Origin of the sequence: Kitasatospora cathayae, assembly GCF_027627435.1 — a bacterium.
In the GTDB taxonomy this organism is placed as follows: Bacteria; Actinomycetota; Actinomycetes; order Streptomycetales; family Streptomycetaceae; genus Kitasatospora; species Kitasatospora cathayae.
This window is the reverse complement of sequence record NZ_CP115450.1, coordinates 4,814,242-4,839,847: the sequence shown is the minus strand read 5'-3', so window position 1 is coordinate 4,839,847 and position 25,606 is coordinate 4,814,242. Positions and strand designations below refer to the sequence as shown.

The window sequence follows — 25,606 nt, the reverse complement described above, 5'->3', positions numbered from 1 at the left end:
AACCTTCGGGCTTACTTCTTGCCCTGGTTCTTGACCGCCTCGATGGCGGCCGCGGCGGCCTCCGCGTCGAGGTAGCGGCCGCCCTTGGCGACCGGCTTGAAGTCGGCGTCGAGCTCGTAGACCAGCGGGATGCCGGTCGGGATGTTCAGGCCGGCGATGTCCGCGTCGGAGATGCCGTCGAGGTGCTTGACCAGCGCGCGCAGGCTGTTGCCGTGGGCGGTGACCAGCACGGTCTTGCCGGCGGCCAGGTCCGGGACGATGGCGTCGTACCAGTACGGGAGCATCCGCTCGACGACGTCCTTCAGGCACTCGGTGCGCGGGCGCAGCTCGCTCGGGATGTCGGCGTAGCGGGCGTCACCGGCCTGCGAGTACTCGGCGTCGTCGGCCAGCACCGGCGGCGGGGTGTCGTAGGAGCGGCGCCACAGCTGGAACTGCTCCTCGCCGAACTCGGCCAGGGTCTGGGCCTTGTCCTTGCCCTGCAGCGCGCCGTAGTGCCGCTCGTTCAGGCGCCAGCTGCGGCTGACCGGGATCCAGTGGCGGTCGGCCTTGTCCAGGGCGATCTGCGAGGTGCGGATGGCGCGGCGCAGCAGCGAGGTGTGCACCACGTCGGGGAACAGGCCCTCGGCGGCCAGGAGCTCGCCACCGCGGGCGGCCTCCTTCTCGCCCTTCTCGTTGAGGTCGACGTCGACCCAACCGGTGAACAGGTTCTTCTGGTTCCACTGGCTCTCGCCGTGGCGGAGCAGGATGAGTCGGTACGTCGTGTCAGCCATGGCCCCCAGCTTAGTGGAGGGCCGGAAAACCCCTGGTGGGGGCCATGGGCGGCTGGGTAATCTGTGCCGCGGTTATCTGCCACTTACCCACGTCGGCTGACCGGGCCTGCCCGCGCCGCTCAGCGGACGCCTGCCCTCGGGAGCCCCCACATGCTCGTAACCCTGGCCGCCGATTCCCGGATCCGAAGACTGGTGCGCGAGACGGTGGGCGGGTTGCCGCGGCAGTTCTGGTGGCTCTGGGTGAGCACCCTGGTGAACAAGCTCGGCGCCTTCGTGATCACCTTCCTGTCCTTGTACCTGACCACCGAGCGGGGGTACTCGGCCTCCTACGCGGGCCTGGTGGCCTCCCTCTTCGGTCTCGGCTCGACGATCGCGGCGGTCGGCGCGGGCGTGCTGGCCGACCGGATCGGGCGCCGGCCCACGCTGGTCGCCGCCCAGCTCGGCACCGCGGCGGCCACCGCCGTGCTCGGCTTCGTGGACGGCCAGGTGGCGATCGCCGTGGTGGCCTTCCTGGTCGGCCTGTGCAACAACGCCACCCGACCGGCCACCTCGGCGATCATCGCCGACCTCGTACCGGCCGAGGACCGGGTCCGGGCGTACTCGCTGAACTTCTGGGCGATCAACATCGGCTTCGGTGTCTCCGCCGCGGTGGCCGGGGTGATCGCGACCCAGGGCTACCTCACGCTCTTCCTGCTGGACGCGCTCTCCACGCTGGTCTGCGCGGTGGTGATCTTCATCCGGATCCCGGAGACCAAGCCGGCGCAGCCGCTCGCGAACGCGAAGGCCGACGGCGGACCCACGATCGGCCTCGGCACGGTGTTCCGCGACGGCCGGTTCATGGCGGTGGTCGGACTCAACCTGCTGCTCGCCCTGGTCTTCCAGCAGAGCAGCACCACCCTGCCCGTCGACATGGGCGCCTCGGGCATCACCGCCACCGAGTACGGAGTGGTCATCGGCCTGAACGGGCTGCTCATCGTGGTGCTGCAGATCCCGCTGACCCGCTGGATGGAGGGCCGCTCCCGGACCGGACTGCTGATCGCCAGCTGCCTGCTCGCCGGATGGGGCTTCGGGCTGGCGGCGCTCGCCGGCTCCTCGGCCTGGCTGTTCGCGCTCTCGGTGGCGGTCTGGACGGTCGGCGAGATCCTGAACGCGCCGACCACGATGGGCCTGGTCGCCGAACTGTCACCGACCCACGGACGCGGCCGCTACCAGGGCGTCTACTCGCTCTCCTGGTCGCTCGCCATGTTCCTCGGCCCGGGGGTCGGCGGCGTGGTGCTGCAGCACGCCGGCGCCGGGGTGCTGTGGGTCGGCTGCGGGATCTGCGGCACGGTGGCGGCGCTCGGTCACGTGGCGGTGGCCCGCCGCGCTCGGACGACGGCCGGGGCGGACGCGGCGACCGGGGTGGCGCCGACGGCGGCCGAGAAGGCTCCGGCGGGCGCCTGAGCACCCGGGGCCGCGCCGGCCCGGGTGCTCAGGTCGGGTCAGTCGGCGGCCGGGGCGGCCAGGTGGGCGAAGGCGGCCAGGTTGCGGGTGGACTCCCCGCGCTTGGTGCGCCACTCCCACTCGCGCCGGATCGCCGAGGCGAAGCCCAGTTCCAGCAGGGTGTTGAAGGGCTCGTCGGCGTTCTCCAGCACCGTGCCGAGCAGCCGGTCGACGGCGTCCGGGGTGAGTGACTCCAGCGGCAGGCGGCCGGCCAGGTAGACGTCGCCGAGCGCGTCGATCGCGTACGCGACGCCGTAGAGGCGGGTGTTGCGCTCCAGCAGCCAGCGGTAGACGGCCTCGTGGTTCTCGTCCGGACGGCGGATCACGAAGGCGTTCACCGACAGGGTGTGGTCGCCGACCCGCAGGGCGCAGGCGGTGTTCAGCTTGCGGGTGCCCGGGAGGGTCGCCACCAGCGTGTACGGGTCGGCGGCGGCCGGCTCCCAGGACACTCCGGCGTCGTCCAGGGCGGTGCGCAGGAGGGTCAGGGCCTCGTCCTTGGTGCGGATTGCCATGGGGGTGACGTTACTCGGCAGTACCCGAAGAGCGCAGCCGAGGTCTCGCACCGGAGTCAGCGGCGCAGGGCCCCGGCCAGCCGGCCGGCCGGGCGGGCCAGGCTGCCGGCGTACACCTCGGCGGTGGTCGCCGCGGCGGTGTCCCAGCCGAAGGCGGCCGCGTGCCGGGCCGCCGCCGCGCCGCGCCGCGCCACCAGCGCCGGGTCGGTGACGTAGGGCTCCAGCGCGTGCGACCACTCCAGCGGGTCGTGGCCGGGCACCAGGGTGCCGGACTCGCCGTCCCGCACCGCGACCGGCAGGCCGCCGACCGCGGCCGCCACCACCGGGGTGCCGCAGGCCTGGGCCTCCAGCGCCACCAGGCCGAAGGACTCGCTGTACGAGGGCATCACCAGGGCCGTCGCCGCGCGGTACCAGTCCGCCAGCCGGGTCTGGCCGACCGGCGGGTGGAAGCGCACCACGTCGCCGATGCCCAGCTGGGCGGCGAGCTTGTGCAGGCTCTCCGGCCGGGCCAGCCCGGTGCCGGACGGCCCGCCGACCACCGGCACCACCAGGCGCTCGCGCAGCTCCGGGCGGCGCTCCAGCAGCGCGGCGACCGCCCGCAGCAGCACGTCCGGCGCCTTCAGCGGCTGGATCCGCCCGGCGAACAGCAGCACCGCGGCGTCCTGCGGCAGGCCCAGCCGGGCCCGGGCGTCGGCCGCGGTGCGCGGGCCGCCGGGGCGGAAGACGTCCAGGTTGACGCCGGGGTGGACGACGGCCAGCTGCTCCGGCCGGGCGGCGTAGTGCAGCGCCAGCTCGGCGGCCTCCTCGGTGGTGTTGGCGATCAGCCGGTCGGCCGCCTCGACCACCTGGGTCTCACCGATCACCCGGGCCGCGGGCTCGGGCGTGTCACCCTCGGCCAGCGCGGCGTTCTTGACCTTCGCCATGGTGTGCATGGTGTGCACCAGCGGCACGCCCCAGCGCTGCGCGGCCAGCCAGCCGACCTGCCCGGAGAGCCAGTAGTGCGAGTGCACCAGGTCGTAGTGGCCGGGGCGGTGGCCCGCCTCCGTCCGCAGCACCCCGTGGGTGAAGGCGCACAGCTGGGCCGGCAGGTCCTCCTTGACCAGGCCCTCGTACGGCCCGGCGGTGACGTGCCGGACCAGCACGCCCGGGGCCAGCTCGACGGTCGGCGCGTCGTCCGAGCAGATCGCCCGGGTGAACACCTCGACCTCGATGTTGAGCTCGGCCAGGCGCTTGGCCAGCTCGACGATGTAGACATTCATCCCGCCCGCGTCCCCGGTGCCGGGCTGGTGCAGCGGCGAGGTGTGCACGCTGAGCATGGCTATCCGGCGCGGACGGCGCCGGCCCGGGACGAGCGACTGGAACCGGCCCCGCGCGGGCGTGGCGGACTGGGCACGGCGTACCGAACGGACGGGGTGCTGGATCACCTGGCTGAAGCCTCCTCGTGTGCGGCCCGTCTCGGCGGGTCCGCGTGAACGGGCCGCCGCATGTCCGGTGTGCGCTGCCCCGTCCGGGCACACATCACCACCAGTGTGCCAACCACTCGACGGTCGCCCGGCATTCCCGGTCCCGGCGATCGGTCGGCCGGGCCGGCATCCGCCCAGGTCAGGGCGCGGGCCGACCCGGTCCGCGGACGCCGACTACCCTTCTGGGCATGGCTGCCTCCTTCGACCCCGCGACCGCCGCGCCCGCCCGCGGACGGGCCGGACGGCCGGTGGGGACGGTCACCCGGGGCACCACCAACACCAACCGGCTGCGCCGGATGGACCGCTGGATCGCCCACACCCTGGGCCGGGCGCTGCGCGCCGCCGAGCGGCCGCCGGTGGCGGTCGACCTCGGCTACGGCGCGGCGCCGTGGACGGCCGTGGAACTGGCCGGACGGCTGCGCACGGTACGGCCGGACGTCCGGGTGGTCGGGATCGAGATCGAGCCGGAGCGGGTCGCGGCCGCGCTGCCGTACGCCGAGCCGCCGCTGCTCACCTTCCGGCGCGGCGGCTTCGAGGTGCCGCTGGACGGCGGCGCGCCGGCCCAGCTGATCCGGGCGGCCAACGTGCTGCGGCAGTACGACGAGTCGGCGGTGGCCGCGGTGTGGGAACGGCTGTGCGCCCGGCTCGCCCCGGACGGGCTGCTGGTCGAGGGCACCTGCGACGAGATCGGGCGGCGGCACGTCTGGGTCGCGCTCGGGCCGGAAGGGCCCCGGACGGTGACCTTCGCGGCCCGGCTGGGCGGCCTGGGCCAGCCCTCCGACCTGGCCGAACGGCTGCCGAAGGCGCTGATCCACCACAACGTGCCGGGGCGGCCGGTGCACACCTTCCTGACCGACTTCGACCGGGCCTGGGCAGCGGCCGCGCCGTACGGGGCGTTCGGGGCGCGGCAGCGGTGGGTGGCGGCGTGCACGGCGCTGGCGGGCAGCTGGCCGCTGGTGGACGCGCGGGGGCGGTGGCGGCAGGGCGAGGTCACGCTGCCCTGGACGGCGCTCGCGCCGTAGCGCCGTCCGGCGTCGCCGTGCTGGTGAGCTTCCCGACATCCTCACTCGAACGAGTTATCGAATGTCTCTGGCGTGTTGACGCCTCGTCACGTCACGATGGGAGCGTCAGCCCTCCGGCCCGAGCAGCTCCCTCCGGGCCCGTTCGAAAACCCCGTACATCTCCGTCCCGAACAGCACGAACCGCACCTCCGCCAGCTCCGCGCCCGCCCGCGCGTCACCGCCGTCCAGCACCCCGGCGACGGTGCCGAGCGCGATCCGGGCCGCGTCGGCCGGCGGCCAGCCGTAGATCCCGGCCGACACGGCCGGGAAGGCCACCGTGCGCGCGCCCAACTCGGCCGCCGTGCGCAGCGACTCTCGATAGCAGGAGGCCAGCAGCTCAGCCCGCCCCTCGTACTCCTCCGCCAGGTACACCGGCCCGACGGTGTGCACCACCCACCGGGCCGGCAGCCGCCCGGCCGTGGTCGCCACCGCCCGCCCGACGGGCAGCCCCTTGCCCCAGTGCGAGGCCCGCAGCCGGCGGCACTCCTCCAGGATCCGCGGCCCGCCCCGGCGGTGGATCGCACCGTCCACCCCGCCGCCGCCCAGCAGCGACGAGTTGGCGGCGTTCACCACCGCGTCCACCTGCTGTTCCGTGATGTCACCCTCGACCAGGGTGATCCGTGTCCTCACCACCAACCCCCTTCCCCGGGCCCGCCCGGCAGCCGCCGGGCCGGGATCCGAGCCGTCGTCCGAATCCGATCACCACCCCGCCACCGGCGTGGCAATAACCACAACGGCGCCGGTCGGCCAGAGAAATCCCCGGAGATCACGTTATGGTCGCGAGAAGTTCCCCGACGCACGGTGCCAGGCGGGCACTGCGGACGGACGCCGGCCGTTACGCAGTCGGGGAAAGGGAGGAACCACCGATGCCCGCAACGGGAGACGGGCGGGCACCTGGTGCCGCGGACCTGCCGGGCGCCCATGACGGCGCCCCCGTCGGCCATGCCCGTAAGCGCCCGGCGACGACCGGCCCGGCCACGGCCACTCCCCCGATACCCCACCCCCGCTCGCAGCCGGTCCGGACCGCGCACGGCACCCACCACCCCTCGCACGTCACCGAGGCGGGAAGCGTTCCGCTGGCCGGCGACGGGCCCGACGGCGGCGGCGCGCCGCTGCGGCTGCTGGTCATCGAGGACGACGCCTCGGACGCCCAGCTGATCAAGGCGGCGGTCGCCGACAGCGGCACCTCGATCGAGATCCACTGGGCCCGCGGCCTCGAGCAGGCCACCCAGCTGCTCGCCCAGTCCTCCTTCGCCACCCGGCGCGGACGCGCCCGCGGCACCGAGTTCGGCTGCGTGCTGCTCGACCTGGCCTCCCCGGCCGACCTGCCGCACCCGTCCGAGGCCTCGGACGGCCTGGAGGGCCTGCACGAGCTGCTCCGCCGCGCCCCGCACATCCCCGTGGTGGTGCTCACCGACGCCGCCGGGGCCGAACTCGGCGCGGCCGCCGTCGCCGCCGGCGCCCAGGACTTCCTGCTCAAGCACGAGACGGACGGCCCGCTGCTGGCCCGCGCGCTGCGCTACGCCGTCGAGCGCAAGCGCGCCGACGAGTCCCAGCGCCGCCTGGTCGAGGCCGAGTTGCGCGGCCAGGAGAACGCCCGCCTGCAGCGCCACCTGCTGCCCACCCCGCTGCTGGACGGCGCCGGGCTCTCCTTCACCCGGCGCTACCGCCCCGGCCGCCGCCGCGCCCTGCTCGGCGGCGACTTCTACGACGCCGTGCGCACCGACGACGGCACCGTCCACGTCGTGATCGGCGACGTCTGCGGCCACGGCCCCGACGAGGCCGCGCTCGGCGTCGCGCTCCGGATAGCTTGGCGCACCCTGGTCTTCGCCGGCCTCACCGGCGAGACCCTGCTCACCACCCTCCAGCACGTGCTGGAGCACGAACGGCGCAGCGACGAGATCTTCGCGACGCTCTGCATGCTCGTCATCGAACCCGGCGCCGCCGTCACCGACCTCGACTCGCTCGGCACCTGCGAGAAGGCCCGGCTCTACCTCGCCGGACACCCGGCGCCGCTGCTGCTCGGACGCGACCACACCCCGGTCACCCTGCCCTCCGAGCTCGCGGGACCCGCGCTCGGCCTGCTGCCCTGCCACGACGGACAGGCCGCCTGGCCCGCCCACGAGGTCGAACTCCAGCCCGGCTGGCGACTGTTGCTCTACACCGACGGGCTGATCGAGGGCCGGGTCGGGGCCGGGTCGCGCCGCCTCGGCCAGGACGGGCTCGCCGACCTGATCGCCGACCACCAGGCCGCCGGGCTCACCCGGGGCCGGCTGGTCGACAGCGCGATCGCGGAGGTCGAGGAGCTGAACGGCGGCGCGCTGACCGACGACGTCGCGGTGCTGCTGCTGGAGCGCAACCCGGTGCAACTGCTGCTCGGCTGAGCTCCTCGGCCGAGCTCCTCGGCCGAGCCGAGTTGCCGGAACGCCGCAGCCCGGGCGGGGAGAACTTCCCCGCCCGGGCTGCGGCGTCGTCCGTCCGACCGGCCGTGGCCTACCAGGGGCCGTACGGGCCGGTGTTGCTCCGCCCGCCCCGACCGCTGCCGCCGGTCAGGGCCCGGATCGCGGGGCGGACGTCCACCACGTAGACGATCGAGGCGACCAGGCCGGCCAGGGTGCCGATGCTGCCGAGGAAGTTCGCCCCGAACAGCAGGTCCCAGCCGAAGCTGATCCCGAGGACCGCCACCCAGAACCCCTTGGTCTTCTTGTCCGCCGCCCGGTAGGCGTCCTCCCGGCGGGTGGCCGCGTCGACCAGCGCGAAGAACTTGTAGCCCAGGATGGCGACGGCCAGCCACCAGAACGGGTTCAGGTAGGAAAAGGCCAGGATCTGGAACACTCCGGTCATCGCGATCTCCTACGTCTCTCGGGTTGCTGCGCCCCGGCCGCCGCTCATCCTGGCACGGCGGCCGCCCGCACGGTGTGAACGTCCCGCCGTCACCGGATGTGCCCCGGCGGCGCGGGCACGGTCACGCGGTCACGCGGTCACGCGGTCACGCGGTCACGCGGTCACGCGGTCACGCGGTCACTCCGAGAGTTCGGGGCTGCTCCTCCGGGCCTTGGCGGACTTCTTCGGCGCGCGGGCGTCGGCGTCGTCCGCCGGTTCGGCCTCGACGGCGGGTGCGGCGGCCGGGGCCTGCTGGGGGCGGGCCTTCTCCACCACGACCTTGCCGCGCTCGGCCAGCTCGTCGTACGTCTCCTTGGCCCGGACGGCCAGCTCGAGCGCGCGGGCCACCTGCTGCAGGGCGAAGTCCTGGGCCCGCTCCTGCAGGACCTTGAGGTCGGCGGGGAAGGCGCTGACGGCCTCGGAGACCTTGGCCGGTGCCCCGGCCAGCAACTCCTGCGCCTCGTGCAGCCTGGCGGTCGCCTTCTCCTGTGCGCCCTGGCGGTCCGCCGCCAGCGCCTCGACCCGGCCCGGCACCTCGCGCAGTTTCTCGTACGCGAGGTCCCCGGCACCGGCCAGGGCGTACAGCGGGGTCGGGTCGGTGAGGGTCTTCTTGATCTCGTCGGTGATCGGCATGGTTACCGGTCCTCCCGGTGGGTGTGCTGGGTGGCCGCGCCGTCGGTCGTCGGGGTGGAGGCCGAAGCGGCGTTCTCCTTGAGGAAAGCGTCGTAGACCGCGAGCAGCGCCTGCTTCTGCTGCTCGTTGATCAGCGGATCGGCCAGGATCGAGGCCCGCAGCTCCAGGCCCTCACCCCGCCGCTCCTCCAGGATCCCGGCCTGGACGTACAGCGTCTCCGCCGAGATCCGCAGCGCCTTGGCGATCTGCTGCAGGATCTCCGCGCTCGGCTTGCGCAACCCTCGCTCGATCTGGCTGAGGTAGGGGTTGGACACGCCGGCGGCCTCCGCCAGCTGGCGCAGTGAGTACTGCGCGTTGCGGCGCTGCTCGCGGATGTACTCGCCCAGCGAGCCGACGTTCAGTGAGGCCATGGAGACAGCGTGCAGCAGGGCGCTTGCAATTGCAAGCAGGCGCTAGCGGGAGGCAAACGGGTGGGGGGTTCTGTGGGTGGGGGTGGGCTCTCGGGAGGGTGGGTGGCCGGGGCGGTTCCGGGGGTGGCCGCTCCGGGGGCTGGATGATTTTCCGACTGCCGACTCTGTGGGTGGGGTGTTGGGCGCCGTTGGCAGTCTGAAAATCACCCGCAACGCCCCTCTCCGGGCCACCCCCTCCACCGCCCCTCCCGCAGCGCGTCCCTCTCGCCTGGTCGGGTGGTGGGGGGAGGTGGGGGGAGGTGGGGCGTGGGGGTGCCCAGGAGGGGCGGGTGTCGTGGCGGTTAGGGGAGGCGGATGGGCATCAGGACGGAGAAGGTGCCGGTTCGGCCCGGGGTGCGGATGGCGAGTGGGGCGATCGGGCCGCCGAGTTCGAGCAGGAGTTGCTCGGGGTGGCCGGCGCGCAGGGCGTCGAGGAGGAAGTCCCGGTTGACGGCCACCTGGAAGTCCTCGGGGGTGAGGTCGTCGGCGACGGTGAGGTGGCCGTCGTCGGTGAGGGTGAGCACGGTGACCTGGCAGTCGGTGCCCTGCGGGCCGGAGGGGAGGGTGCGGGTGGCGCCGGTCTCGATGGCGGTGCGCAGTTCGGCGGCGGGCAGGGTGATCCGGTGCTGCGGGTCGAGGCGGGTCAGCACGCGGTGGTCGGGGTAGCCGAGGTCGGGTGCGGTGCCCTCGATGCGGTGCTCGGGGGTCTCGGCCCGGAAGGTGCCGGCGCCCAGGGTGAGCACGACTTCGGTGGGGCCGGCGGGCAGCAGCGCGCGCAGGGCGTCCACCAGGGCGGTCGGGACGGTGGTGCCGGCGGTCGGCTGCTGCGGCACGCCGAGGGCGGGCAGTTCGGCGAGGGCCAGCCGGTAGCGGTCGGTGGCGACCAGGCGCAGCACCGGGCCGTCCGGTTCGAACAGCACTCCGGCGAGGGAGGGCAGTTCCGGGTCGCCGCAGACCGCGAAGCGGACCGCGTCGAGGGCGGCGGCCAGGCCGTCGGCGCGGACGGTGAGGCGCAGGTCGGCGGGGATGGTGGTCATCGGGTGCCCCCTCTGCTCGATCGTCGTGCGGATCAGGGAGAGCTCGCGGCGGGCGTCGGCCAGGCCGTCCTCCAGCCGGCGCAGGTGGGCGTCGAGGACGCGCTCGGCCTCGCCGCTGCCGGGGACGGCGGCGAGCACGGCGCGGATCGCCGTCAGCGGCAGGCCGACGCGGCGCAGCCGGGCCAGCAGTCGGGCGTCGGCGAGCTGGCCGGGCCGGTACCAGCGGTAGCCGGTCTGCGGGTCGACCCAGGCGGGGGTGAGCACCTCGGCGCCGTCGTAGTAGCGCAGGGTGCCGACGCCCAGGCCGCTGGCGCGGGCCAGTTCGCCGATGCTGTGCAGCTCGCTCTCCATGCCGGTGACTCTCGGGGCTCGACCAGGTCGAGGGTCAAGCCGGGTTGGCGAGGTGGGCGAGCTTGTGCGGGTTGCGGACGGCGCGGATCGCGGAGACCAGGGGTCGGCCTTCGGGGCCCTCGGTGAAGTCGAGGACCGAGACGGAGTCGAGAGTGCCGTTGACGGTGATCACCAGGCCGGGCTCGCCGTTGACCAGGACCGGGCGGGCGCCCACGCCCTCGCCCAGCTTGCCGAGCAGGCCGAGCAGGAAGCGGGCGACGTTGTCGGCGCCGGTGACCGGCCGCACCGCCGCGGTGATCACGCCGCCGCCGTCGCTCCAGGTGGTGACGTCGGGGGCGAGCAGGGCGAGCACCCGGTTGAGGTCGCCGCCGACGCAGGCCGCCAGGAACTCGTCGGTGGCCCGGCGGCGCAGCTCCGGCGGGGCGTCGTATCGGGGGCGCCGGGCCCGTACGTGCGCCCTGGCCCGGCTGCCGACCTGGCGGCAGGCGGCCTCGGTGCGGTCCAGCGCCTCGGCGATCTCCTGGTAGGAGAAGCCGAAGGCCTCCTTGAGGACGAACACCGCCCGCTCCAGCGGGGAGAGGCTCTCCAGCACCACCAGCAGGGCGAGCGAGACGGTCTCGGCGCGCTCGACGCCGTCGGTCGCGTCCGGCTCGCTGACCAGCGGCTCGGGCAGCCAGGGGCCGACGTAGGACTCGCGGCGGACGGCGGCCGAGTCGAGGCGGTTGAGGGCGAGGTTGGTGACCGTACGGGCCAGGTAGCCGCCGGGGCTGGCGACCGGGCCGGTGACCTGGCTCCAGCGCAGCCAGGTGTCCTGGACCAGATCCTCGGCGTCGGCGACGCTGCCGAGCATCCGGTAGGCGATGCCGAAGACCGTCCGCCGGTGCTGTTCGAAGTCGGCGAGCCGGGTGTCGGGGGTGTTGGTCACGCTCGGGACGTTACCGCACGGTAGGCGCCCGGGGATCAATCGCTGCGGAAGGCGTCGTAGGCGGGGGCGAGCAGGGCGGCGAGGTCGCGGCCGTGCACGGTGATGCCGGAGCGGCCCAGGCGGCGCAGCGAGGGTTCGTCCGGTTCCTCGGCCGGGCTTTCCGGGCGGAGGGTGAAGTCCCCGCGCCAGTAGGCGGCGACGTTGACCGTCTCGGGCCTCGGTCGTTCGGTCACGCGTCCTCCTCGGCGACGGCGTCCTCGCGGGTGAGGGCGACCAGTTCGCGCAGTTCCTCGACCGGCAGGTCGGTGAGCCAGCGCTCACCCTCCGCCATCACCGTCTCGGCCAACGAGCGCTTGGTGGCGAGGAGTTCGTCGATCCGCTCCTCGACGGTGCCGACGCAGACCAGCCGGCGGACCTGGACGTCGCGGCGCTGGCCGATCCGGAAGGCGCGGTCGGTGGCCTGCTCCTCGACCGCCGGGTTCCACCAACGGTCGAGGTGGATCACCTGGTTGGCGGCGGTCAGGTTGAGTCCGGTGCCGCCGGCCCGCAGCGAGAGCAGGAACACCCTCGGCCCGTCGGTGGATTGGAAGCGCCGGACGAGCTCCTCGCGGCGGGCGCGCGGGACGCCGCCGTGCAGGTACAGCACCTCCTCGCCGAGCCGGCGCTCCAGGTACGGGCGGAGCATCGTGCCGAACTCCGCGTACTGGGTGAAGACCAGCGTGCGGTCGCCCTCGGCCAGCGCCTCCTCCAGCAGCTCGGCGAGCCGGGCGACCTTGCCCGAGCGCTCACCCAACGGCGAACCGTCGTGCAGCAGTTGGGCCGGATGGTTGCAGACCTGCTTGAGCTTGCCGATCGCCGCCAGCACCGTGCCACGCCGCTCCACGCCCCGGATGCCCTCGACCCGCTGCAGCAGGTCGGCGACCACCGCCTGGTAGAGGCCGGCCTGTTCGGCGGTGAGGTTGCACCAGACGGTCATCTCCTGCTTGGCGGGCAGCTCGGCCGCCACCGCGGGATCCGTCTTGAGCCGGCGCAGCACGAACGGGGCGGTGCGGCGCCGGAGTTCGGCGGTGCGCTCGGGGTTGCGGTGCACCTCGACCGGGATCGCGTAGCGCTCCTTGAAGCGCTCGGCCGGGCCGAGCAGGCCGGGGTTGGCGAAGTCCAGCACGGCGTGCAGCTCGGCGAGCCGGTTCTCCACCGGGGTACCGGTCAGGGCGATCCGGTGCCGGCTGACGGGCAGCGCGCGGATCGCCCGGGACTGGGCGGTGCCGGTGTTCTTGATGTGCTGCGCCTCGTCGGCGACCACCCGGCGCCAGCGGATCGCGCGCAGCGCGGCGAGGTCGCGCTGGACCAGTCCGTAGGTGGTGATGACCAGGTCCACTCCCCGGACGGCGTCGGCGAGTTGCTCGGCACCGAGGCGGTCGGAGCCGTGGTGGACGTGGCGGCGCAGGCCGGGGGCGAAGCGTTCGGTCTCGCGCTGCCAGTTGCCGACCAGGGACATCGGGCAGACCAGGAGGGTGGGGGCGGCGGCGTCGTCGTCCTCGGCGGCCTTTTCGGCGGCGAGCAGGGCGAGGGTCTGGACGGTCTTGCCGAGGCCCATGTCGTCGGCCAGGACGGCGCCGAGGCCGAGGCCGGACATGGTCTTCAGCCAGGCGAGTCCGCGCCGCTGGTAGGGGCGCAGCTCGGCCCGGAAGTCCGATGGGAGCGGCGGATCCTCGGGAACGGCATCGGCGCCACCGGCGAGCAGGTCGCCGAGCGGACCGTCCACCCGGACGCCGGTGACCGGCAGCCCGGCGACCGTCGCCTCGGGGTCGAGGGCGAGCCGCAGCAGGTCGGCGGTGGCCAGCAGGCCGTCGCGCTGTTCGGTGAGGAAGGCGAGCGCGGCGGCGATCTGCGCCGGGTCGGCCTCCAGCCAGGTGCCCCTGACCCGAACCAACCCCTGTTTGGCGGCGGCGAGTTCGGCGAGTTCCCGCTCGGTGAGCGAGGTGCCGTCCGGGCCGAGCGCGGCCTGCCAGTGGAAGGCGACCACGGCGTCCCGGTCCACCTGGCTGGTGGCGGCGAGGGTGCCCGGCGCGGGCGGGGTGGTGGCGCGCAGGGCGAGCCCGAGCCGGGGGCGGCGGCGCCACCAGGCGGGCAGCAGCACGCCGAAGCCGGCCTCGGCGAGGGCGGGCGCGGCGGTGCGCAGGAACTCGAGGGCGCCGGACCGGTCGAGGGTCAGGGCGCACGGGCGGGAGCGGTGGCGCAGCCCGTCCAGGACGGGCCAGCGGTGGGCGGCGCGGGTGAGTTCGGCGACCAGGACCTCGGTCGGGTCGGCGGGCTCGCCGGCCGGTGCGGCGCACGTGGTCCTGCGGGCGAGTGCGGCGTGCGCGGCGCCGCCCTCGTGCAGGTCGGCGGCGCGGACCAGCAGGGAGGGTTCGTCGACGGCCTGGAGCAGGAACTCCAGCTGCCAGGCGTCGTCGGAGGGGCGACCCTCGGGGTCGTCGTCGGCGGGGCCGAGCGGTTCGACCAGGCGGAAGCAGAGCCGCAGCGCCGGGTCGGCGGGGTCGGCGGTGGCGTACCAGTCGGTGATCCGGTGGTGCAGCTCGGCGACGTCCCCGGGCGGGGCGTCGACCTCGCCGGAGGGGCTGGCGAGGGCGTGCAGCCAGCGGGCGGCGGCCGACGCGCCGGGGTCGGGGAAGGGCGTGTCGGCCAGCGCGGCGCGGGCCTCGGCGTCCACCAGGGCGCCCAGGGCCGCGTCCAGCAGCACCTCGCCGGTGCCGGCGCCGGTGGGCCACTCGCCGAGCAGGACGGGCGGGCAGCCCGCCGCCAGTTCGGCGGCCTCGCGACGCCCGGCCGGGGTGGGATCGGGCCGCCAGCGGGCCTGTGGGCGGCCGTCGGTCAGGACGGGCAGCGGCAGCACCCGGCCCCGGCCGACCGCCCGCCAGGCGAGGTCGTGCACCCCGGTGAGCCAGCGCAGCGAGGGGCCGTACACCACCTCGACCCGGCCGGTGCCGGGCAGGTCGGTGTCGGTGACGGCCCAGTGCGGGTCGTGGACCTCGCCGAGCAGCTGGGCGGCGGCTCCGGCGTCGAAGAGGAGCGCGGGCACCCGCCAGGGGGTGAGGACGGCGCCGCCGCGCGGCGGGGTGACCGGCAGGTCGGGCGAGGGGGCGGGCAGGGCGCCGACGGTGGGCAGCAGCAGGGTGGCCCAGCGTTCGGGGGCCTGTCCGGCGAGCCAGCCGAGGCCGGGACCGATGCCGCCGAGGACGGCGGCCAGGGTTCCGGCCGGACAGGCGTAGGGGTGGGCGCGCGGGGCGGGCCGGTCGGGCCGGTCGGGCCGGGCTTCGGCGGGGCCGGGGTGGGCGCGGGCGTCCTCGGCCCAGAGGGCCAGCCGCCCGTCCGCCCGCCAGAGCGCGTGCAGGACGAACATGCGGGGCCTTTCGGGGCGGTGGAACCGGCGGGTGGAACGCGAGGTGGAGTTTCTTCGCAGCCTAGCCGGACGGTCCGACAGTGCCCCTCGGGCCGGACGGCTGGGCCGTTCGGGTGGTCCGCGCGAAGGCCTCGACAGGTGTGGTTGAAATTTGAACGACAGAGTCGTACGCTGGAGCCAAGAAGTTGAAGCCTAAACAAATGGCTTCGAACCCGAGGAGGAGCCATGGGCCTGTTCAACCGCACCAAGACCACCACCGCCACCCCCACCGCCGTGCAGACCCCGGCCGGCCCGGACCTGTCGCACCTGACCGGCGACTGGACCGTGGACGCCATGCACAGCGAGATCGGCTTCTCGGTCCGCCACGCGATGGTCACCAACGTCAAGGGCCGCTTCACCGAGTACGACGGCAAGCTGCACCTGGACGGCGCCACGCCGGGCAACTCCTCGGCCGACCTGGTGATCAAGGTCGCCAGCATCGACACCAACCAGGCCCAGCGCGACGAGCACCTGCGCACCGGCGACTTCTTCGCCGCCGAGACCTACCCCGAGATCCGCTTCCGCAGCACCTCCACCGAGGCGGTCGGCGCGGACTCCTACCGGATGAACGGCGAGCTCACCATCAAGGACACCACCCGCCCGGTCGTCCTGAACCTCGAGTACACCGGCAGCGCCACCGACGCCTACGGCGCCGAGCGGGTCGGCTTCGAGGGCAAGGCCGTCGTGGACCGCACCGACTTCGGCCTGACCTACAACGCGGCCCTGGAGACCGGCGGCGTGCTGATCGGAGAGAAGGTCAAGCTCAGCTTCGACATCTCCGCCGTCAAGGCGGCCTGACCCGGCCGCCCACGGCCCCAGCGGCCCGGGCGACCCGTGCCGCCCACCGAGCCCACCGCCCCTGCCTATCCCCCCGAGGCAGGGGCGGTGTTCTGCCCGGCGGCGACCAGCGCCGCGTCCGCCGCGGGCAGCCAACTGCCCGCCGGGCGGCTCAACCAGCCCTCGGCCGCGCCGAGTTCACCCGCCGCGGCGGCCAGCGCCCGCAGCCCGGGGTGACGCTCGCCGGGCCGGTGCACCAGGCTGACCAGGCACAGCGGCACCGGCTCCACCAGCGGCACGTTCACCGCCCCCGGAATCCTCGGCCCGCCCACCGTGGTCAGCATCGGATCGCCGTGCCGGGCCAGGTAGCGGGCGGTCTCGTCCAGGCCCACCGGGGGGACGTACGGCTCGGCCGCGGTCAGACCGTGCTCGCGCAGCAACCGGGCGCCGAGCTCGGCCCACTCGGTGGTCGCCGGGTTGCCCGCGCAGATGTCGACGGGGTGCCCGGCCAGGTCGGCCAGCACCAGCGCCCGCCGCCCGGCCAGCGCGTGGGTGTCCGCCATCATCACCGAGATCCGCTCCAACCGCACCGGGAGCTGGGCGAGTTGGCCGCGAACCGGGCCGGGCAGACCGGCGAAGCGGCCGAACGAGGCATCCAGCCGGTGCGCCAGCAGTTCGGTGGCGGCCGCGGCCAGGCCGCCGTGGAAGCGGGCCAGCAGCTCGCCCTCCGGCCAGGCGGCGCGGGCCCGTTGGAGCACCCGGTCGGCGGTGAGGTCCGGGCCGGTGACGTCGCTGTTGAGGTCGAGCAGCAGCGGCCGGGCGGCGGCACCGGCGCCGGTGCCGGCCTCGGCCAGGATCTCGTCGTGCAGCGCGAGCAGCCGGCGCGCCTTCGGCAGCAGCCGGCGCCCGGCCGGGGTGAGCTCGACGCTGCGGGTGGTGCGGGCGAACAGCGCGTCGCCGAGCAGACCCTCCAGGGTGCGGACGTCCCGGCTGAGTGCCTGCTGGGCGACGTACAGCCGCTCGGCGGCCCGGCCGAAGTGCAGGGTCTCGGCGGTCGCGACGAAGCCGCGGAGCAGACGGGGGTGCAGGTCACGGGGCATGGGCGAGAGATTAACAACAAGGTGTTGTGGGTGCGGCGAAACAGGTGTTGGACGCCTGCCGGCCCGCGCCGCGAGGCTGGTCGCACTCCCCCTTCCGTCCTGTGCCCCAGGAGCCCGATTGCCCTCGCGCGCCCTCCTCGCCTCCTACCGCCGGCTGTTCGCGGCCCCCGGCGCCACCGCCTTCACCCTGGCCGGGCTGCTCGGCCGGCTCGCGCTGTCGATGAACGGCGTCTCGCTGGTGGTGCTGCTCGCCGAACGGCGCGGCTCCTACGCGCTGGCCGGGACGGTCTCGGCGGCCGGCCTGGTCACCGGCGCGATCGGGATGCCGCTGCTCGGGCGCCTGGTGGACCGGTACGGGCAGTCGCGGGTCGCGGTGCCGGCCGCGCTGTACAACGCCGTGCCGCTGGTCGCCCTGCTGCTCTGCGTCCGGCTCGGCGCTCCGGACTGGACCCTGTACGCCTGCTGGGCCGCCTGCGCGGCCGCGCCCAACCTCGGCGGCATGGCCCGGGCCCGCTGGGCGCACCTGTACCGGGACGACCCGGCCGCCCGGCACCTGGCCAACTCCTTCGAACAGGCGCTGGACGAACTCTGCTTCATGGCCGGTCCGGTGCTCGCGATGCTGCTCTGCACCACGCTCGCCCCGGAGGCCGGGCTGCTCGCCGCCGGCACCCTCGGCGCCACCGGCGCGCTGCTGTTCGCCGCCCAGCGGCGGACCGAACCGCCGCTGCCGGCGAGGGAGTCGACCGGCCGGCGGCACGGCTCCCCGCTGCGGGTGCCCGGACTGCGGGTGCTGGTGCTGACCTTCCTCGCCACCGGCATGGTCTTCGGCGCGACCGAGATCACCACGGTCGCCTACGCCGACGCGCTCGGCCACAAGGCCGCCGCCGGTGCGCTGCTGGGCCTGGTCGCGGCCGGTTCCTGCGTGGCGGGGCTGCTGTTCGGGCTGCTGACCCCGCGTCGGACGCCCGGGACGCGCTTCCTGGTCGGCGCGGCGGCGATGGCCGGGGTCCTGCTGCTGCCGCTCGCCGCCGGGCTCGGCGGGGCCGGGCTCGCGGTGCTCGGGGTGGTGCTGTTCCTGGCCGGCACGGCCACCGCGCCGACCATGGTGACCGGCATGACGCTGGTCCAGGAGCTGCTGCCGCAGCGGCAGTTCAACGAGGGCATGGCGGTGGCGGTGTCCGGCATCGTGGTCGGCATCTCGGCCGGGGCGGCGCTCGCCGGCACGGTCGCCGAACACGCCGCGCCCGGCACCGGCTACGCCCTGCCCGCCGGGGCCGCCGCACTCGCCCTGCTGATCGCGCTGACCGGGCGGCGCCACCTGCGCGCCGGGGCCGCGGCCGGGGCGCGGGAAAATGTCGAGCCGATTGTCAGTGGCTCCGTCTAACTTCTAGGCATGGCGGAAATCACCTACGTCCGAGGCGATGCCACCACGCCCCGCGGCAAGGGCGTGAAGGTGATCGCGCACGTCTGCAACGATCTCGGCGGCTGGGGGAAGGGCTTCGTGCTCGCGCTCTCCAGACGCTGGCCCGAACCCGAGGCCGCGTTCCGACGCTGGCACCGGGAGCGGGCGAAGAACGACTTCGGCCTCGGCGCCCTGCAGCTGGTGCAGGTCGAGCCGTACGTCTGGGTGGCCAACATGGTCGGCCAGCGCGGCATCCGGACCGGGCGCTCCACCGGAGTGCCGGTGCGGTACGAGGCCCTCGACACCGCGCTGGCCGCCCTCGGCGGGCACGCGCTCGAGCTCGGCGCCTCCGTCCACATGCCGCGGATCGGCTGCGGACTGGCGGGCGGGCGCTGGTCGAAGGTCGAGCCGCTGGTGGCGGCCCGACTGACGGCGCGCGGCGTGCCGGTGACGGTCTACGACGTCGACTGACTCGGCTCGGTCGACCGACCGACCGCCGCCCCGGGCACTGGCCCCGGCCCGGCCGGCCAGGCGTACACGTACTCGGGCAGCACGTACCCGCCCGGGAAAACGCCCTCCTGCGCCCTGATCCGCACACCGCCCTCGCGCTCGTAGAAGGCGATCGCGCGGGTGTTGGCGCGCAGCACCTCCAGGGACAGCTCCGCGCCGGGGTGCCGTTCGGCGACCTCGGCACGGGCCGCGGCCAGCAGTTCCCGGCCGATGCCTCCGCCCGTGAGGCCCGGGCGGACGTGCAGGTTGTCCACCAGCACCCCGCCGTCGGGCTGCGGCACCAGGTAGACGAACCCGGCCGGCTCTCCGGCCCGTTCGGCGATCAGCAACACGGGCGTGTTCTCCGGCGTCCCGTAGTCGACCGTCAGGCGCAGCTCCCACAGCTCACGCCGCTGGGCGGCCAGCCCGTCCCCGAGCGCTTCGTCGGGGACGCTCCCGCGGTAACTGGCGCACCAGCTCTCGGTGTGCAGGTCCGCGATGCGCACGGCGTCCTGTTCTCCGCCGTGCCGAATGGTGATCCGCCCTGATCCGGTCATGTGACGAGCCTCCCACAGAGATGGAGTTGAACATGTTCAACCACGGCGTCTACAGTTCTGCCAAGCTTTTGAACGCGTTCGAAACCACGGGGGCGGTGGGCGCGGCACCGGATGCGGAGGGGGCATCCGGTGCCGCGAGCACCGACAGCACCGACACCGGATGGAACGTCGTCTCCGGCTAGGCTCGTGCCCGTGGACGACCTGGCAGCGACGAACCGAACGGACGACGAGAAGGGTGCGGCCGACACCCCGGCCGCACCCGGCACCGACGGCGGGCCCATGCCCGGCGGCCGGGCCCAGCCCAAGACCGACAAGAGCGAGGCGACCCGGGCGCTGATCCTGGAGACGGCCATGCGGCTGTTCCAGGAACGGGGTTACGAGAAGACCACCATGCGCGCCATCGCCACCGAGGCGGGCGTGTCGGTCGGCAACGCCTACTACTACTTCTCGGCGAAGGAATTCCTGATCCAGGGGTTCTACGACCGGATGACCCACGACCACGCGGCCGACGCCAGGCAGCGCATGGCCCACACCCGGGACTTCGCCGAGCGGTTGCGGATCGCGCTGACCTCCTGGCTCGACACGGCGGCGCCGTACCACGAGTTCGCCGCCCAGTTCTTCCGCACCGCGGCCGACCCGACCAGCTCGCTGAGCCCGTTCTCCAACGAGTCCCACCCGGCCCGGACGACGGCCGTCGAGCTGTTCCGCGACGTCCTGCAGGGCTCCGACCTGGCGCCGAAGCTGGACGCCGAACTGGTCGAGCTGCTGCCCGACGTGCTCTGGCTGAACCTGATGGTCGTGGTGCTCTACTGGGTCTTCGACCGGACCGAGGACACCGAGCGGACCAGGGAGTTCGTCCGGCGCTCGACGCCGATGGCCGCCCGGCTGATCAACCTGTCGCGCTACCGGGTGTTCCGGCCGATCGTGCGGGACGCCAAGGGGCTGATCCAGGACTTCATCCTGCCCACGATCGGCAAGACGGCAGTCAAGTAGGCTGCGCCGCATCTGAGTTGCGCACCGGCGCAGGCCGGCCCGCGATGTGCGGACCGGCCTGCGCCGGTGTTCCCGGCGGCTCAGAACTCGGTCGGTGTCCAAGCCCGCAGCGGAGTGCGCAGCAGCAGGTCGGCGGCGGCCGCCGCGCCCGGGCGCACTTCGGTGAGCAGTCCGGCCGCGGCCAGCCTCGGGGCCGTCTCGGAGCCCAGGTAGAGCGAGCCCAACTCGGAGACGTCCAGGGCGAGATCGGCGTCGTCGGTGGTGCGGGTGCAGCGGCCGGTGCCGTCCCCGGCGACCTCGATCGCGAAGCGGCCGGAGGCGTAGCCGAGTCGGTCCTCGACCTCCAGCACCACCCGGCCCGCGGCGCCGTACCTCCGGGCACCGAAGGCGGCCTCGACGTCCAGCAGCCGCAGCCACATCAGGTCGCCGTTCGCCTCGTGCGGGGTGGCCGCGCGCGGGTCCTGGAGCAGCAGCGGCAGCGGGTCGTCCGGGGCGACGCTGTCCACCACGACCTTGCGCACCCAGTCGACGGACAGCACCAGGCGCCACAGCTCGACGGCGGTGGGCAGGTCGAGGGCGATGAAGTCGTCCACGGTGAGCGTGGCGTCGGGATAGGCGCCGTCCCACTTGTTGTCGATCCGGTAGACCACCAGACCGGTGACCCGGCCGTCGGCGTCCCGGTGGACGGCGGTGAACGGCTCCTTGAAGTCCTCGCCCGGAATCCGGAGCTGGTTGGTGTTGCGCTCCCACCAGATCCCGTCCCGGGCGATCGCGCCCGGCTGGGTGAGCCGCCAGCGGTCGTACAGCTCGGCACCGAGCTCGCGCTGCTCCGCCAGGGTCACGAAGTCGATCCGGCCGCCGGGCACGCCGGGCACGCCGGGCAGACTCTCGCGCAGACCGCGGGTGCGCGCCAGGTCGATCCGCCAGCCGCAGCCCCAGGTGGCCGGGCCGAAGCCGAAGCGGCCGTAGATGTTGTACTCGGCGGCGACCAGGATGGCGACCGCGCAGCCGCGCTCGGCGGCGGAGGCGAGGTCCCGCCGCATCATCGCGCTGAGCAGGCCGCGCCGGCGGTGGGTGGCGCTGACCGTGACGTTGGTGATCGCGTCCGCCTGCACGACGGCCCCGCCCGGGACGGTCAGTTCGACGTCGGAGCTGCGGAAGGTGGCGATCTGGCGGCCGCCGTCGAAGCAGCCCAGCATCCGGCCCGGCTGCCACCTCCGGCGCGGCAGCTCCGGCTCGATGCCCGCGTGCGGGCGCAGGAAGCCGAGGTTGAGCGCCCGGTTCCACTCCTCCACCTCGCCCACGGAGACGGCCCGGAGCTGGACACCGTTCACCGTCTCGACGGCCGTGTCATCGATGTTCTTGCCCATCGCGTCACCGTACGGCGGTGCCCTCGCGGCGGCATCCGATTTATTCCGTGCGCGACCCGGTGCGCGCCCCCGTTCGCGACCCCGTTCACGATCCCGTTCGCGATCCGTCGTGCTGCCCGGGCGTCACGACCCAGTGGTTGGTGCGCAGGACCCGGTCCGCGAAGTCGAGGTCCCGCTCGCCGAGCAGCCGGAAGCCGAGCGAGCGGCAGATCCCGTTGGACGGGCCGTTGGTCACCCCCGGGTTGGCGTGCACCTCGCCCCACCGGCCGTCCGCCGCGGCGGCGTCCAGCACCTGCCGCACCGCCGCCTTGGCCAGCCCGCGCCCCTGGAACTCGGGCAGCACCATCCAGCCGATCTCGGAGACGGTGGCGCCGTCCTCCTCGTCCTGCCAGAGCGTGACCAGGCCGGCCGCCTCCCCCGGCTCGGCGCCGTCCAGCAGGATCACCTTGATCCAGGCGCTGTCCGCCGCCACCAGGGCGAGGTCCTTGCGCAGCCGCGCCTCCACCTGCTCCCGGGGCAACGGGCCACCCAGCTCGGCCATCATCGCCTCGTCGCACCGCATCCGGACGTACGCCTCGGCGTCACCCGGTCCGACGTTCCGCAAGTGCACGACGCCTCCTCAGAAGTGTTCGGGGCGGCCACGCTAGCGCGCGTCACCGACATTGGCGCACGGGAGCCGGTCTGACATCCTCGTGCTGGTTCAGACGCGACCGACCGTTCTCTGAGGGGGAACCGTGGAGGACGAGTACGTCCGCAGGCTCAAGGAGTACTACGACGGCCGGATGCTGATCGGGAAGGTCCTCGGCGGCCTGGCGGTCGCCGGCTGGCTCTGGGCGCTCTGGCTGGTCTTCGTCCCGGTCGACGGCGGTTGCGGCTCGCCCGCTTTCTACGAGCCGCCGAAGAGGTCCGTCTCCGAGTACTGCAACGCCCAGGAGATCGGCCGGATCGGCGGAGCGGTCGGCGTCGTCCTCGCGACGCTCCCGGTGGGCCTCGGCTGCGCCTGGGTGCTCACGCGGATCCGCGCCGCCCAACGGTAGTCGGGCGCCACGACGGGCCGGTGGTCCACGGCCGGTCGCCGAGCGGGACCGACCGGGCGGGACCGACCGGGCGGCGGGGTGTCGCCGCCCGGCAACGGGCGGCGAACGGAGGTTGACCGGTCGACGCATCGTTCGCGCACGGCGAGGATGGTCACCCTCGATCCGGAGCCGGCGCGGGCCGCGGAGGGCGTGGTCGCGCTCGCCCCGATCGAGGACCTGACCGGGCGTTGACGTCGACCCTGCTACGGCCGGGCGTAGTAGTCCGGGGTGCCCATGATCCAGAGGCTGGCCTGCTTGACCGGCATGCCGACCCGCGGGGCCTCGATCATCTGGTCGTCGCCGATGTAGAGGCCGACGTGGTGGATGTCGGCGGAGCGGCCGGTGTCCGTCCAGAAGACCAGGTCGCCGGGGCGCAGCTGGCGGTAGCTGACCGGGGTGGACTGGGCGTACTGGTCGGCGGCGAAGTGGTTGAGCTGCTTGCCGCCCTCGCGCCAGGCCATCATGGTCAGCCCGGAGCAGTCGTAGCCCTCCGGCCCCTCGCCGCCCCAGATGTAGGGCAGGCCGATCTTGGACTTGGCGAAGGCGATGGCGGCGGCCGCGCCCTCGGCCGACCAGGGACGGCCGGCGGGCGGCACCGTCTGGGCCTTGGCGGCGGCGGCAGCAGCGGCAGCGGCTTCGGCGTCGCGGGCGGCCTGCTCGGCGGCGGCACGGGCGGCCGCCTCGGCCTCCCGGACGGCGGTCGCCTCCAGCGCCTCGCGGCGCTCGCGCTCCAGCTCGACGGTGGTGTTCCGGGCGGCGGCCAGCTCGGTGAGCAGCTGTTCCCGGCGCCGGTCGGCGGCGGCGACCTCGCCCTGCTGGGCGGCGAGCCGCTGCTGCGCCCTGGTCCGGGCCGCGCCGACCTCGGCGGCGGCCTTCTCGGCGGTCTCGGCGGCGGTGCGGGCGGCGGCCGAGGCGCTGCGGGCGGCGGCGGCCGTGGAGGTGGCGGCGTCCAGGATCTGCCGGGTGCGCTCGCTGACCACGCCGACCACGGCGGCGCGGTCGCCGGCCTCGCGCGGGCCGTGGGCGCCGAGCAGGGCGTTGAGTGCGGACAGTTCGGCGCCCGCGCCCTGGCGGTACGTTTCGGCGGCGAGTCGGGCGGCGTCCTCGGCGGCCTCGGTGCGCGCGGCCTCGGCGTCGGCCGCGCGCCGGTTGGCGGCGGTCTCCTCGGCGCGGGCCCGGGTGAGGGCGAGCTGGGCACCGTTGTACGCCTCGACGGCCTGTTCGGCGCTGCGGCCGGCCCGGTCGAGTTCGGTCCGGGCGGCGGTCAGCGCGGCCTCCAGCGCGGCCACGGAGGCGGCCTTGCCGTCGGCCTCGGCGCGGGAGCGGTCGATCTCCTCGGTGGACGGGTACGGGTCCTGGCCCGCCGGGGTCTGACCGGACGGCGGCCGGCCGGCCGGGGTCTGACCGGCCGCCGGTTCCGGGTCCACCGGGGCGGCCTGGGCGGTGGGGAGCAGCCCGAGCAGGGCGGTGAGGGACAGCAGGAGGGTCGGCAGGATCCTGCGCGCCACGAGACATCCCTTCTCACGGGTCCGGAGGGGACGGCGGCGGATGCCGAGTGGCGCGCGGGCGGGCGGCGGCCGGGCGGCGGGAGGTCCGACGAATCATCCCATCACGTGACAGAACGGTCACTCGCCGCCCATGTTCTCAACTCCGACGCCGTTCACACCTCGAACGCGCTCCACCGGCCGGGTGACTATCCGATGATCCGACCAGACGTCAACTCTGATCAGGCGCGCAGGGCATACGAACTACCGGTGGATCCGGCGGGTCCGCGTCCGCAGGTGGGGGTGTCGCTCCGGCCGGCGCTCCGCCCCGCTCGAGCCGACCCCGTACGTCCGGTTGCGCCCGGCGCGGACCGTACGGCGGCGCTGCCGCGCCCCGGCCGAGCGGTCCGGGTCGCTGCCGGGCGCCCTCCCCACCGGCTGCGGGTGCGGCGCGGGCAGGTGCACCGCCGCACCGACCACGGCCGCGGAGCGGCGGTCGGCCAGTCGCGCCTGGCGACGGGCCAGCGCCCGGGCGGCGTGCGCGTCGAGGTGGGCGGAGGCCCGGGCGGCCATCCGCTCGGCGACCCGGTGGGCGGCCGGGTGGTTGGCGGGCACCTTGTCGGGCGCGCCGGCGATCAGGTCGAAGAGCCAGGTGCGGGCGCGGTCGGCGCGCCGGTGCAGCAGGCGTTCGCGCCGGAGCGCACGCGCCCGGCGGCGGGAGCGCGCGGTGTACCGCCAGCGGGCCCACGGGCTGCTCGGGCGGGCCAGCCGGATCGCGCCGATCCAGGACAGGCCGGGGATCATGATCCCGAGCAGGCCGGTCCACACCTTGCCCTTGAGCAGGGTGATCACCGAGGCCAGCGCGTTCACCGAGATCACCGTGATCAGGCCCCACCGGGTGTCCTCGCCGGGCAGCGCGCCGAACGGCACGTACCCGATCAGCAGCAGGGCGGTGAACAGGATGCCGAAGATCACCGCGTCCACCGACTTGCGGCCCTGTTCGCTCCAGTACACGTCGTCCAGGTGCAGGATCAGCGCGAACTCGTCCAGCACCAGCCCGCAGCCGATGCCGAAGAGCAGCCCGAACCAGTCGATCCACGGGGGCGTGCCGTAGGCGGCGAACACCCCGATGCCGCCGATCAGCAGGAAGCCCAGCCCGAACACCATGTGGTGGATGTGCAGACCCCCGGGGGTGATGTTGCCGGGCCACCAGCGCACCTGGGCGCGGATCATCCGCACGCTGAACCGGATGAAGACGAAGGAGGTGATGAAGCCGACCAGCAGCAGGAACAGCGGTTGCTTCTGCGCGTTGACGATGTGCTCGCGGTAGCCGTCCAGCAGTGTCGACAT

Annotated in this window: 26 protein-coding genes; 9 read left to right on the top strand and 17 right to left on the bottom strand. The window is 74.4% G+C overall.

The annotated features are described in order from the left end of the window. Positions 1-11: 11 nt before the first annotated feature. Entirely contained in the window at positions 12-770 is a 759-nt protein-coding gene (locus tag O1G21_RS21515) for a phosphoglyceromutase (protein ID WP_270146139.1), read from the bottom strand. A 150-nt stretch (positions 771-920) separates the two neighbouring features. Between O1G21_RS21515 and O1G21_RS21510 the strand changes: the two genes are divergently transcribed. Next, a complete protein-coding gene (locus tag O1G21_RS21510) occupies positions 921-2,213 on the top strand; it encodes an MDR family MFS transporter (protein WP_270146138.1) in 1,293 nt (430 codons plus the stop codon). 38 nt (positions 2,214-2,251) lie between these two features. On the opposite strand, the gene O1G21_RS21505 is transcribed toward O1G21_RS21510, so the two are convergent. Together O1G21_RS21505 and mshA are read right to left on the bottom strand one after the other, a co-directional pair. Next, entirely contained in the window at positions 2,252-2,764 is a 513-nt protein-coding gene (locus tag O1G21_RS21505) for a type III secretion system chaperone family protein (protein WP_270146136.1), read from the bottom strand. A 56-nt stretch (positions 2,765-2,820) separates the two neighbouring features. Continuing rightward, entirely contained in the window at positions 2,821-4,188 is a 1,368-nt protein-coding gene (mshA, locus tag O1G21_RS21500; RefSeq protein WP_270146134.1) for a D-inositol-3-phosphate glycosyltransferase, read from the bottom strand. A 227-nt stretch (positions 4,189-4,415) separates the two neighbouring features. On the opposite strand from mshA, the gene O1G21_RS21495 reads away from it, so the two are divergent. Beyond that, the gene (locus O1G21_RS21495; protein ID WP_270146132.1) at positions 4,416-5,249 is read left to right on the top strand and encodes a methyltransferase domain-containing protein; all 834 of its coding nucleotides are present in this window, start codon (positions 4,416-4,418) and stop codon (positions 5,247-5,249) included. A gap of 105 nt (positions 5,250-5,354) precedes the next feature. Here O1G21_RS21495 and O1G21_RS21490 read toward each other — a convergent pair whose 3' ends face one another. After that, on the bottom strand, positions 5,355-5,924 hold the full coding sequence (locus O1G21_RS21490; RefSeq protein ID WP_405000691.1) for an O-acetyl-ADP-ribose deacetylase: 570 nt from the start codon (positions 5,922-5,924) through the stop codon (positions 5,355-5,357). Between the two features lie 230 nt (positions 5,925-6,154). Here O1G21_RS21490 and O1G21_RS21485 point away from each other — a divergent pair, with 230 nt between their 5' ends. Further along, positions 6,155-7,672: a PP2C family protein-serine/threonine phosphatase gene (locus O1G21_RS21485; RefSeq protein ID WP_270146128.1), complete on the top strand. Its 1,518-nt coding sequence runs from the start codon at positions 6,155-6,157 to the stop codon at positions 7,670-7,672. 109 nt (positions 7,673-7,781) lie between these two features. Here O1G21_RS21485 and O1G21_RS21480 read toward each other — a convergent pair whose 3' ends face one another. From O1G21_RS21480 to O1G21_RS21450, 7 genes are all read right to left on the bottom strand, one after another. Continuing rightward, positions 7,782-8,132, bottom strand: coding sequence for a DUF2516 family protein (locus tag O1G21_RS21480; protein WP_270146126.1), 351 nt, complete (start codon positions 8,130-8,132; stop codon positions 7,782-7,784). Between the two features lie 177 nt (positions 8,133-8,309). Beyond that, positions 8,310-8,804 (bottom strand): hypothetical protein, encoded by a 495-nt coding sequence (locus O1G21_RS21475; RefSeq protein ID WP_270146124.1) that lies wholly within the window; start codon positions 8,802-8,804, stop codon positions 8,310-8,312. Positions 8,805-8,806: 2 nt separating this feature from the next. Beyond that, positions 8,807-9,214 (bottom strand): helix-turn-helix domain-containing protein, encoded by a 408-nt coding sequence (locus O1G21_RS21470; RefSeq protein WP_270146122.1) that lies wholly within the window; start codon positions 9,212-9,214, stop codon positions 8,807-8,809. Positions 9,215-9,555: 341 nt separating this feature from the next. Continuing rightward, positions 9,556-10,641, bottom strand: a complete 1,086-nt coding sequence (locus O1G21_RS21465) for a DNA polymerase III subunit beta family protein (protein WP_270146120.1) — start codon at positions 10,639-10,641, stop codon at positions 9,556-9,558. Between the two features lie 34 nt (positions 10,642-10,675). Then, positions 10,676-11,566: an RNA polymerase sigma-70 factor gene (locus tag O1G21_RS21460; protein ID WP_270146118.1), complete on the bottom strand. Its 891-nt coding sequence runs from the start codon at positions 11,564-11,566 to the stop codon at positions 10,676-10,678. 35 nt (positions 11,567-11,601) lie between these two features. Then, the gene (locus tag O1G21_RS21455; protein WP_270146116.1) at positions 11,602-11,799 is read right to left on the bottom strand and encodes a hypothetical protein; all 198 of its coding nucleotides are present in this window, start codon (positions 11,797-11,799) and stop codon (positions 11,602-11,604) included. After that, positions 11,796-14,969: a DEAD/DEAH box helicase gene (locus O1G21_RS21450; protein WP_270146114.1), complete on the bottom strand. Its 3,174-nt coding sequence runs from the start codon at positions 14,967-14,969 to the stop codon at positions 11,796-11,798. The genes O1G21_RS21455 and O1G21_RS21450 overlap by 4 nt, the downstream gene beginning before the upstream one ends. 225 nt (positions 14,970-15,194) lie before the next feature. Here O1G21_RS21450 and O1G21_RS21445 point away from each other — a divergent pair, with 225 nt between their 5' ends. Beyond that, positions 15,195-15,806, top strand: a complete 612-nt coding sequence (locus O1G21_RS21445) for a YceI family protein (protein WP_270146113.1) — start codon at positions 15,195-15,197, stop codon at positions 15,804-15,806. A gap of 65 nt (positions 15,807-15,871) precedes the next feature. On the opposite strand, the gene O1G21_RS21440 is transcribed toward O1G21_RS21445, so the two are convergent. Continuing rightward, on the bottom strand, positions 15,872-16,885 hold the full coding sequence (locus O1G21_RS21440) for a LysR family transcriptional regulator (RefSeq protein WP_270146112.1): 1,014 nt from the start codon (positions 16,883-16,885) through the stop codon (positions 15,872-15,874). A 118-nt stretch (positions 16,886-17,003) separates the two neighbouring features. On the opposite strand from O1G21_RS21440, the gene O1G21_RS21435 reads away from it, so the two are divergent. Both O1G21_RS21435 and O1G21_RS21430 read left to right on the top strand, forming a co-directional pair. After that, positions 17,004-18,269 (top strand): MFS transporter, encoded by a 1,266-nt coding sequence (locus O1G21_RS21435; protein WP_270146111.1) that lies wholly within the window; start codon positions 17,004-17,006, stop codon positions 18,267-18,269. A 9-nt stretch (positions 18,270-18,278) separates the two neighbouring features. Beyond that, on the top strand, positions 18,279-18,758 hold the full coding sequence (locus tag O1G21_RS21430) for a macro domain-containing protein (protein ID WP_270146110.1): 480 nt from the start codon (positions 18,279-18,281) through the stop codon (positions 18,756-18,758). Here the strand turns inward: O1G21_RS21430 and O1G21_RS21425 are convergent. Next, positions 18,743-19,333: a GNAT family N-acetyltransferase gene (locus O1G21_RS21425; RefSeq protein ID WP_270146109.1), complete on the bottom strand. Its 591-nt coding sequence runs from the start codon at positions 19,331-19,333 to the stop codon at positions 18,743-18,745. The two genes, O1G21_RS21430 and O1G21_RS21425, sit on opposite strands and share 16 nt — an antisense overlap. A gap of 32 nt (positions 19,334-19,365) precedes the next feature. Between O1G21_RS21425 and O1G21_RS21420 the strand changes: the two genes are divergently transcribed. Both O1G21_RS21420 and O1G21_RS21415 read left to right on the top strand, forming a co-directional pair. Continuing rightward, entirely contained in the window at positions 19,366-19,515 is a 150-nt protein-coding gene (locus O1G21_RS21420; protein ID WP_270146108.1) for a hypothetical protein, read from the top strand. Between the two features lie 10 nt (positions 19,516-19,525). Further along, a complete protein-coding gene (locus O1G21_RS21415; protein WP_270146107.1) occupies positions 19,526-20,326 on the top strand; it encodes a TetR/AcrR family transcriptional regulator in 801 nt (266 codons plus the stop codon). A gap of 80 nt (positions 20,327-20,406) precedes the next feature. Here O1G21_RS21415 and O1G21_RS21410 read toward each other — a convergent pair whose 3' ends face one another. After that, a complete protein-coding gene (locus O1G21_RS21410) occupies positions 20,407-21,696 on the bottom strand; it encodes a GNAT family N-acetyltransferase (protein WP_270146106.1) in 1,290 nt (429 codons plus the stop codon). 85 nt (positions 21,697-21,781) lie between these two features. Beyond that, the gene (locus tag O1G21_RS21405; protein ID WP_270146105.1) at positions 21,782-22,306 is read right to left on the bottom strand and encodes a GNAT family N-acetyltransferase; all 525 of its coding nucleotides are present in this window, start codon (positions 22,304-22,306) and stop codon (positions 21,782-21,784) included. Positions 22,307-22,430: 124 nt separating this feature from the next. Between O1G21_RS21405 and O1G21_RS21400 the strand changes: the two genes are divergently transcribed. Further along, complete coding sequence (locus O1G21_RS21400) at positions 22,431-22,733, top strand: hypothetical protein (RefSeq protein ID WP_270146104.1); 303 nt, start codon at positions 22,431-22,433, stop codon at positions 22,731-22,733. Between the two features lie 242 nt (positions 22,734-22,975). On the opposite strand, the gene O1G21_RS21395 is transcribed toward O1G21_RS21400, so the two are convergent. Together O1G21_RS21395 and O1G21_RS21390 are read right to left on the bottom strand one after the other, a co-directional pair. Beyond that, complete coding sequence (locus O1G21_RS21395; RefSeq protein WP_270146103.1) at positions 22,976-24,280, bottom strand: C40 family peptidase; 1,305 nt, start codon at positions 24,278-24,280, stop codon at positions 22,976-22,978. Positions 24,281-24,520: 240 nt separating this feature from the next. Then, the gene (locus tag O1G21_RS21390; RefSeq protein ID WP_270146102.1) at positions 24,521-25,606 is read right to left on the bottom strand and encodes a hypothetical protein; all 1,086 of its coding nucleotides are present in this window, start codon (positions 25,604-25,606) and stop codon (positions 24,521-24,523) included.

Bases quoted from the DNA above. Each gene is read 5' to 3' on its own strand.
- O1G21_RS21475 (WP_270146124.1), bottom strand. From the start codon at position 8,804: ATGCCGATCACCGACGAGATCAAGAAGACCCTCACCGACCCGACCCCG.
- O1G21_RS21430 (WP_270146110.1), top strand. From the start codon at position 18,279: ATGGCGGAAATCACCTACGTCCGAGGCGATGCCACCACGCCCCGCGGC.
- O1G21_RS21485 (WP_270146128.1), top strand. From the start codon at position 6,155: ATGCCCGCAACGGGAGACGGGCGGGCACCTGGTGCCGCGGACCTGCCG.
- O1G21_RS21505 (WP_270146136.1), bottom strand. From the start codon at position 2,764: ATGGCAATCCGCACCAAGGACGAGGCCCTGACCCTCCTGCGCACCGCC.
- O1G21_RS21410 (WP_270146106.1), bottom strand. From the start codon at position 21,696: ATGGGCAAGAACATCGATGACACGGCCGTCGAGACGGTGAACGGTGTC.
- O1G21_RS21510 (WP_270146138.1), top strand. From the start codon at position 921: ATGCTCGTAACCCTGGCCGCCGATTCCCGGATCCGAAGACTGGTGCGC.
- O1G21_RS21480 (WP_270146126.1), bottom strand. From the start codon at position 8,132: ATGACCGGAGTGTTCCAGATCCTGGCCTTTTCCTACCTGAACCCGTTC.
- O1G21_RS21465 (WP_270146120.1), bottom strand. From the start codon at position 10,641: ATGGAGAGCGAGCTGCACAGCATCGGCGAACTGGCCCGCGCCAGCGGC.
- O1G21_RS21440 (WP_270146112.1), bottom strand. From the start codon at position 16,885: ATGCCCCGTGACCTGCACCCCCGTCTGCTCCGCGGCTTCGTCGCGACC.
- O1G21_RS21425 (WP_270146109.1), bottom strand. From the start codon at position 19,333: ATGACCGGATCAGGGCGGATCACCATTCGGCACGGCGGAGAACAGGAC.
- O1G21_RS21515 (WP_270146139.1), bottom strand. From the start codon at position 770: ATGGCTGACACGACGTACCGACTCATCCTGCTCCGCCACGGCGAGAGC.
- O1G21_RS21445 (WP_270146113.1), top strand. From the start codon at position 15,195: ATGGGCCTGTTCAACCGCACCAAGACCACCACCGCCACCCCCACCGCC.
- O1G21_RS21390 (WP_270146102.1), bottom strand. From the start codon at position 25,606: ATGTCGACACTGCTGGACGGCTACCGCGAGCACATCGTCAACGCGCAG.
- O1G21_RS21420 (WP_270146108.1), top strand. From the start codon at position 19,366: ATGTTCAACCACGGCGTCTACAGTTCTGCCAAGCTTTTGAACGCGTTC.
- O1G21_RS21470 (WP_270146122.1), bottom strand. From the start codon at position 9,214: ATGGCCTCACTGAACGTCGGCTCGCTGGGCGAGTACATCCGCGAGCAG.
- O1G21_RS21495 (WP_270146132.1), top strand. From the start codon at position 4,416: ATGGCTGCCTCCTTCGACCCCGCGACCGCCGCGCCCGCCCGCGGACGG.
- O1G21_RS21450 (WP_270146114.1), bottom strand. From the start codon at position 14,969: ATGTTCGTCCTGCACGCGCTCTGGCGGGCGGACGGGCGGCTGGCCCTC.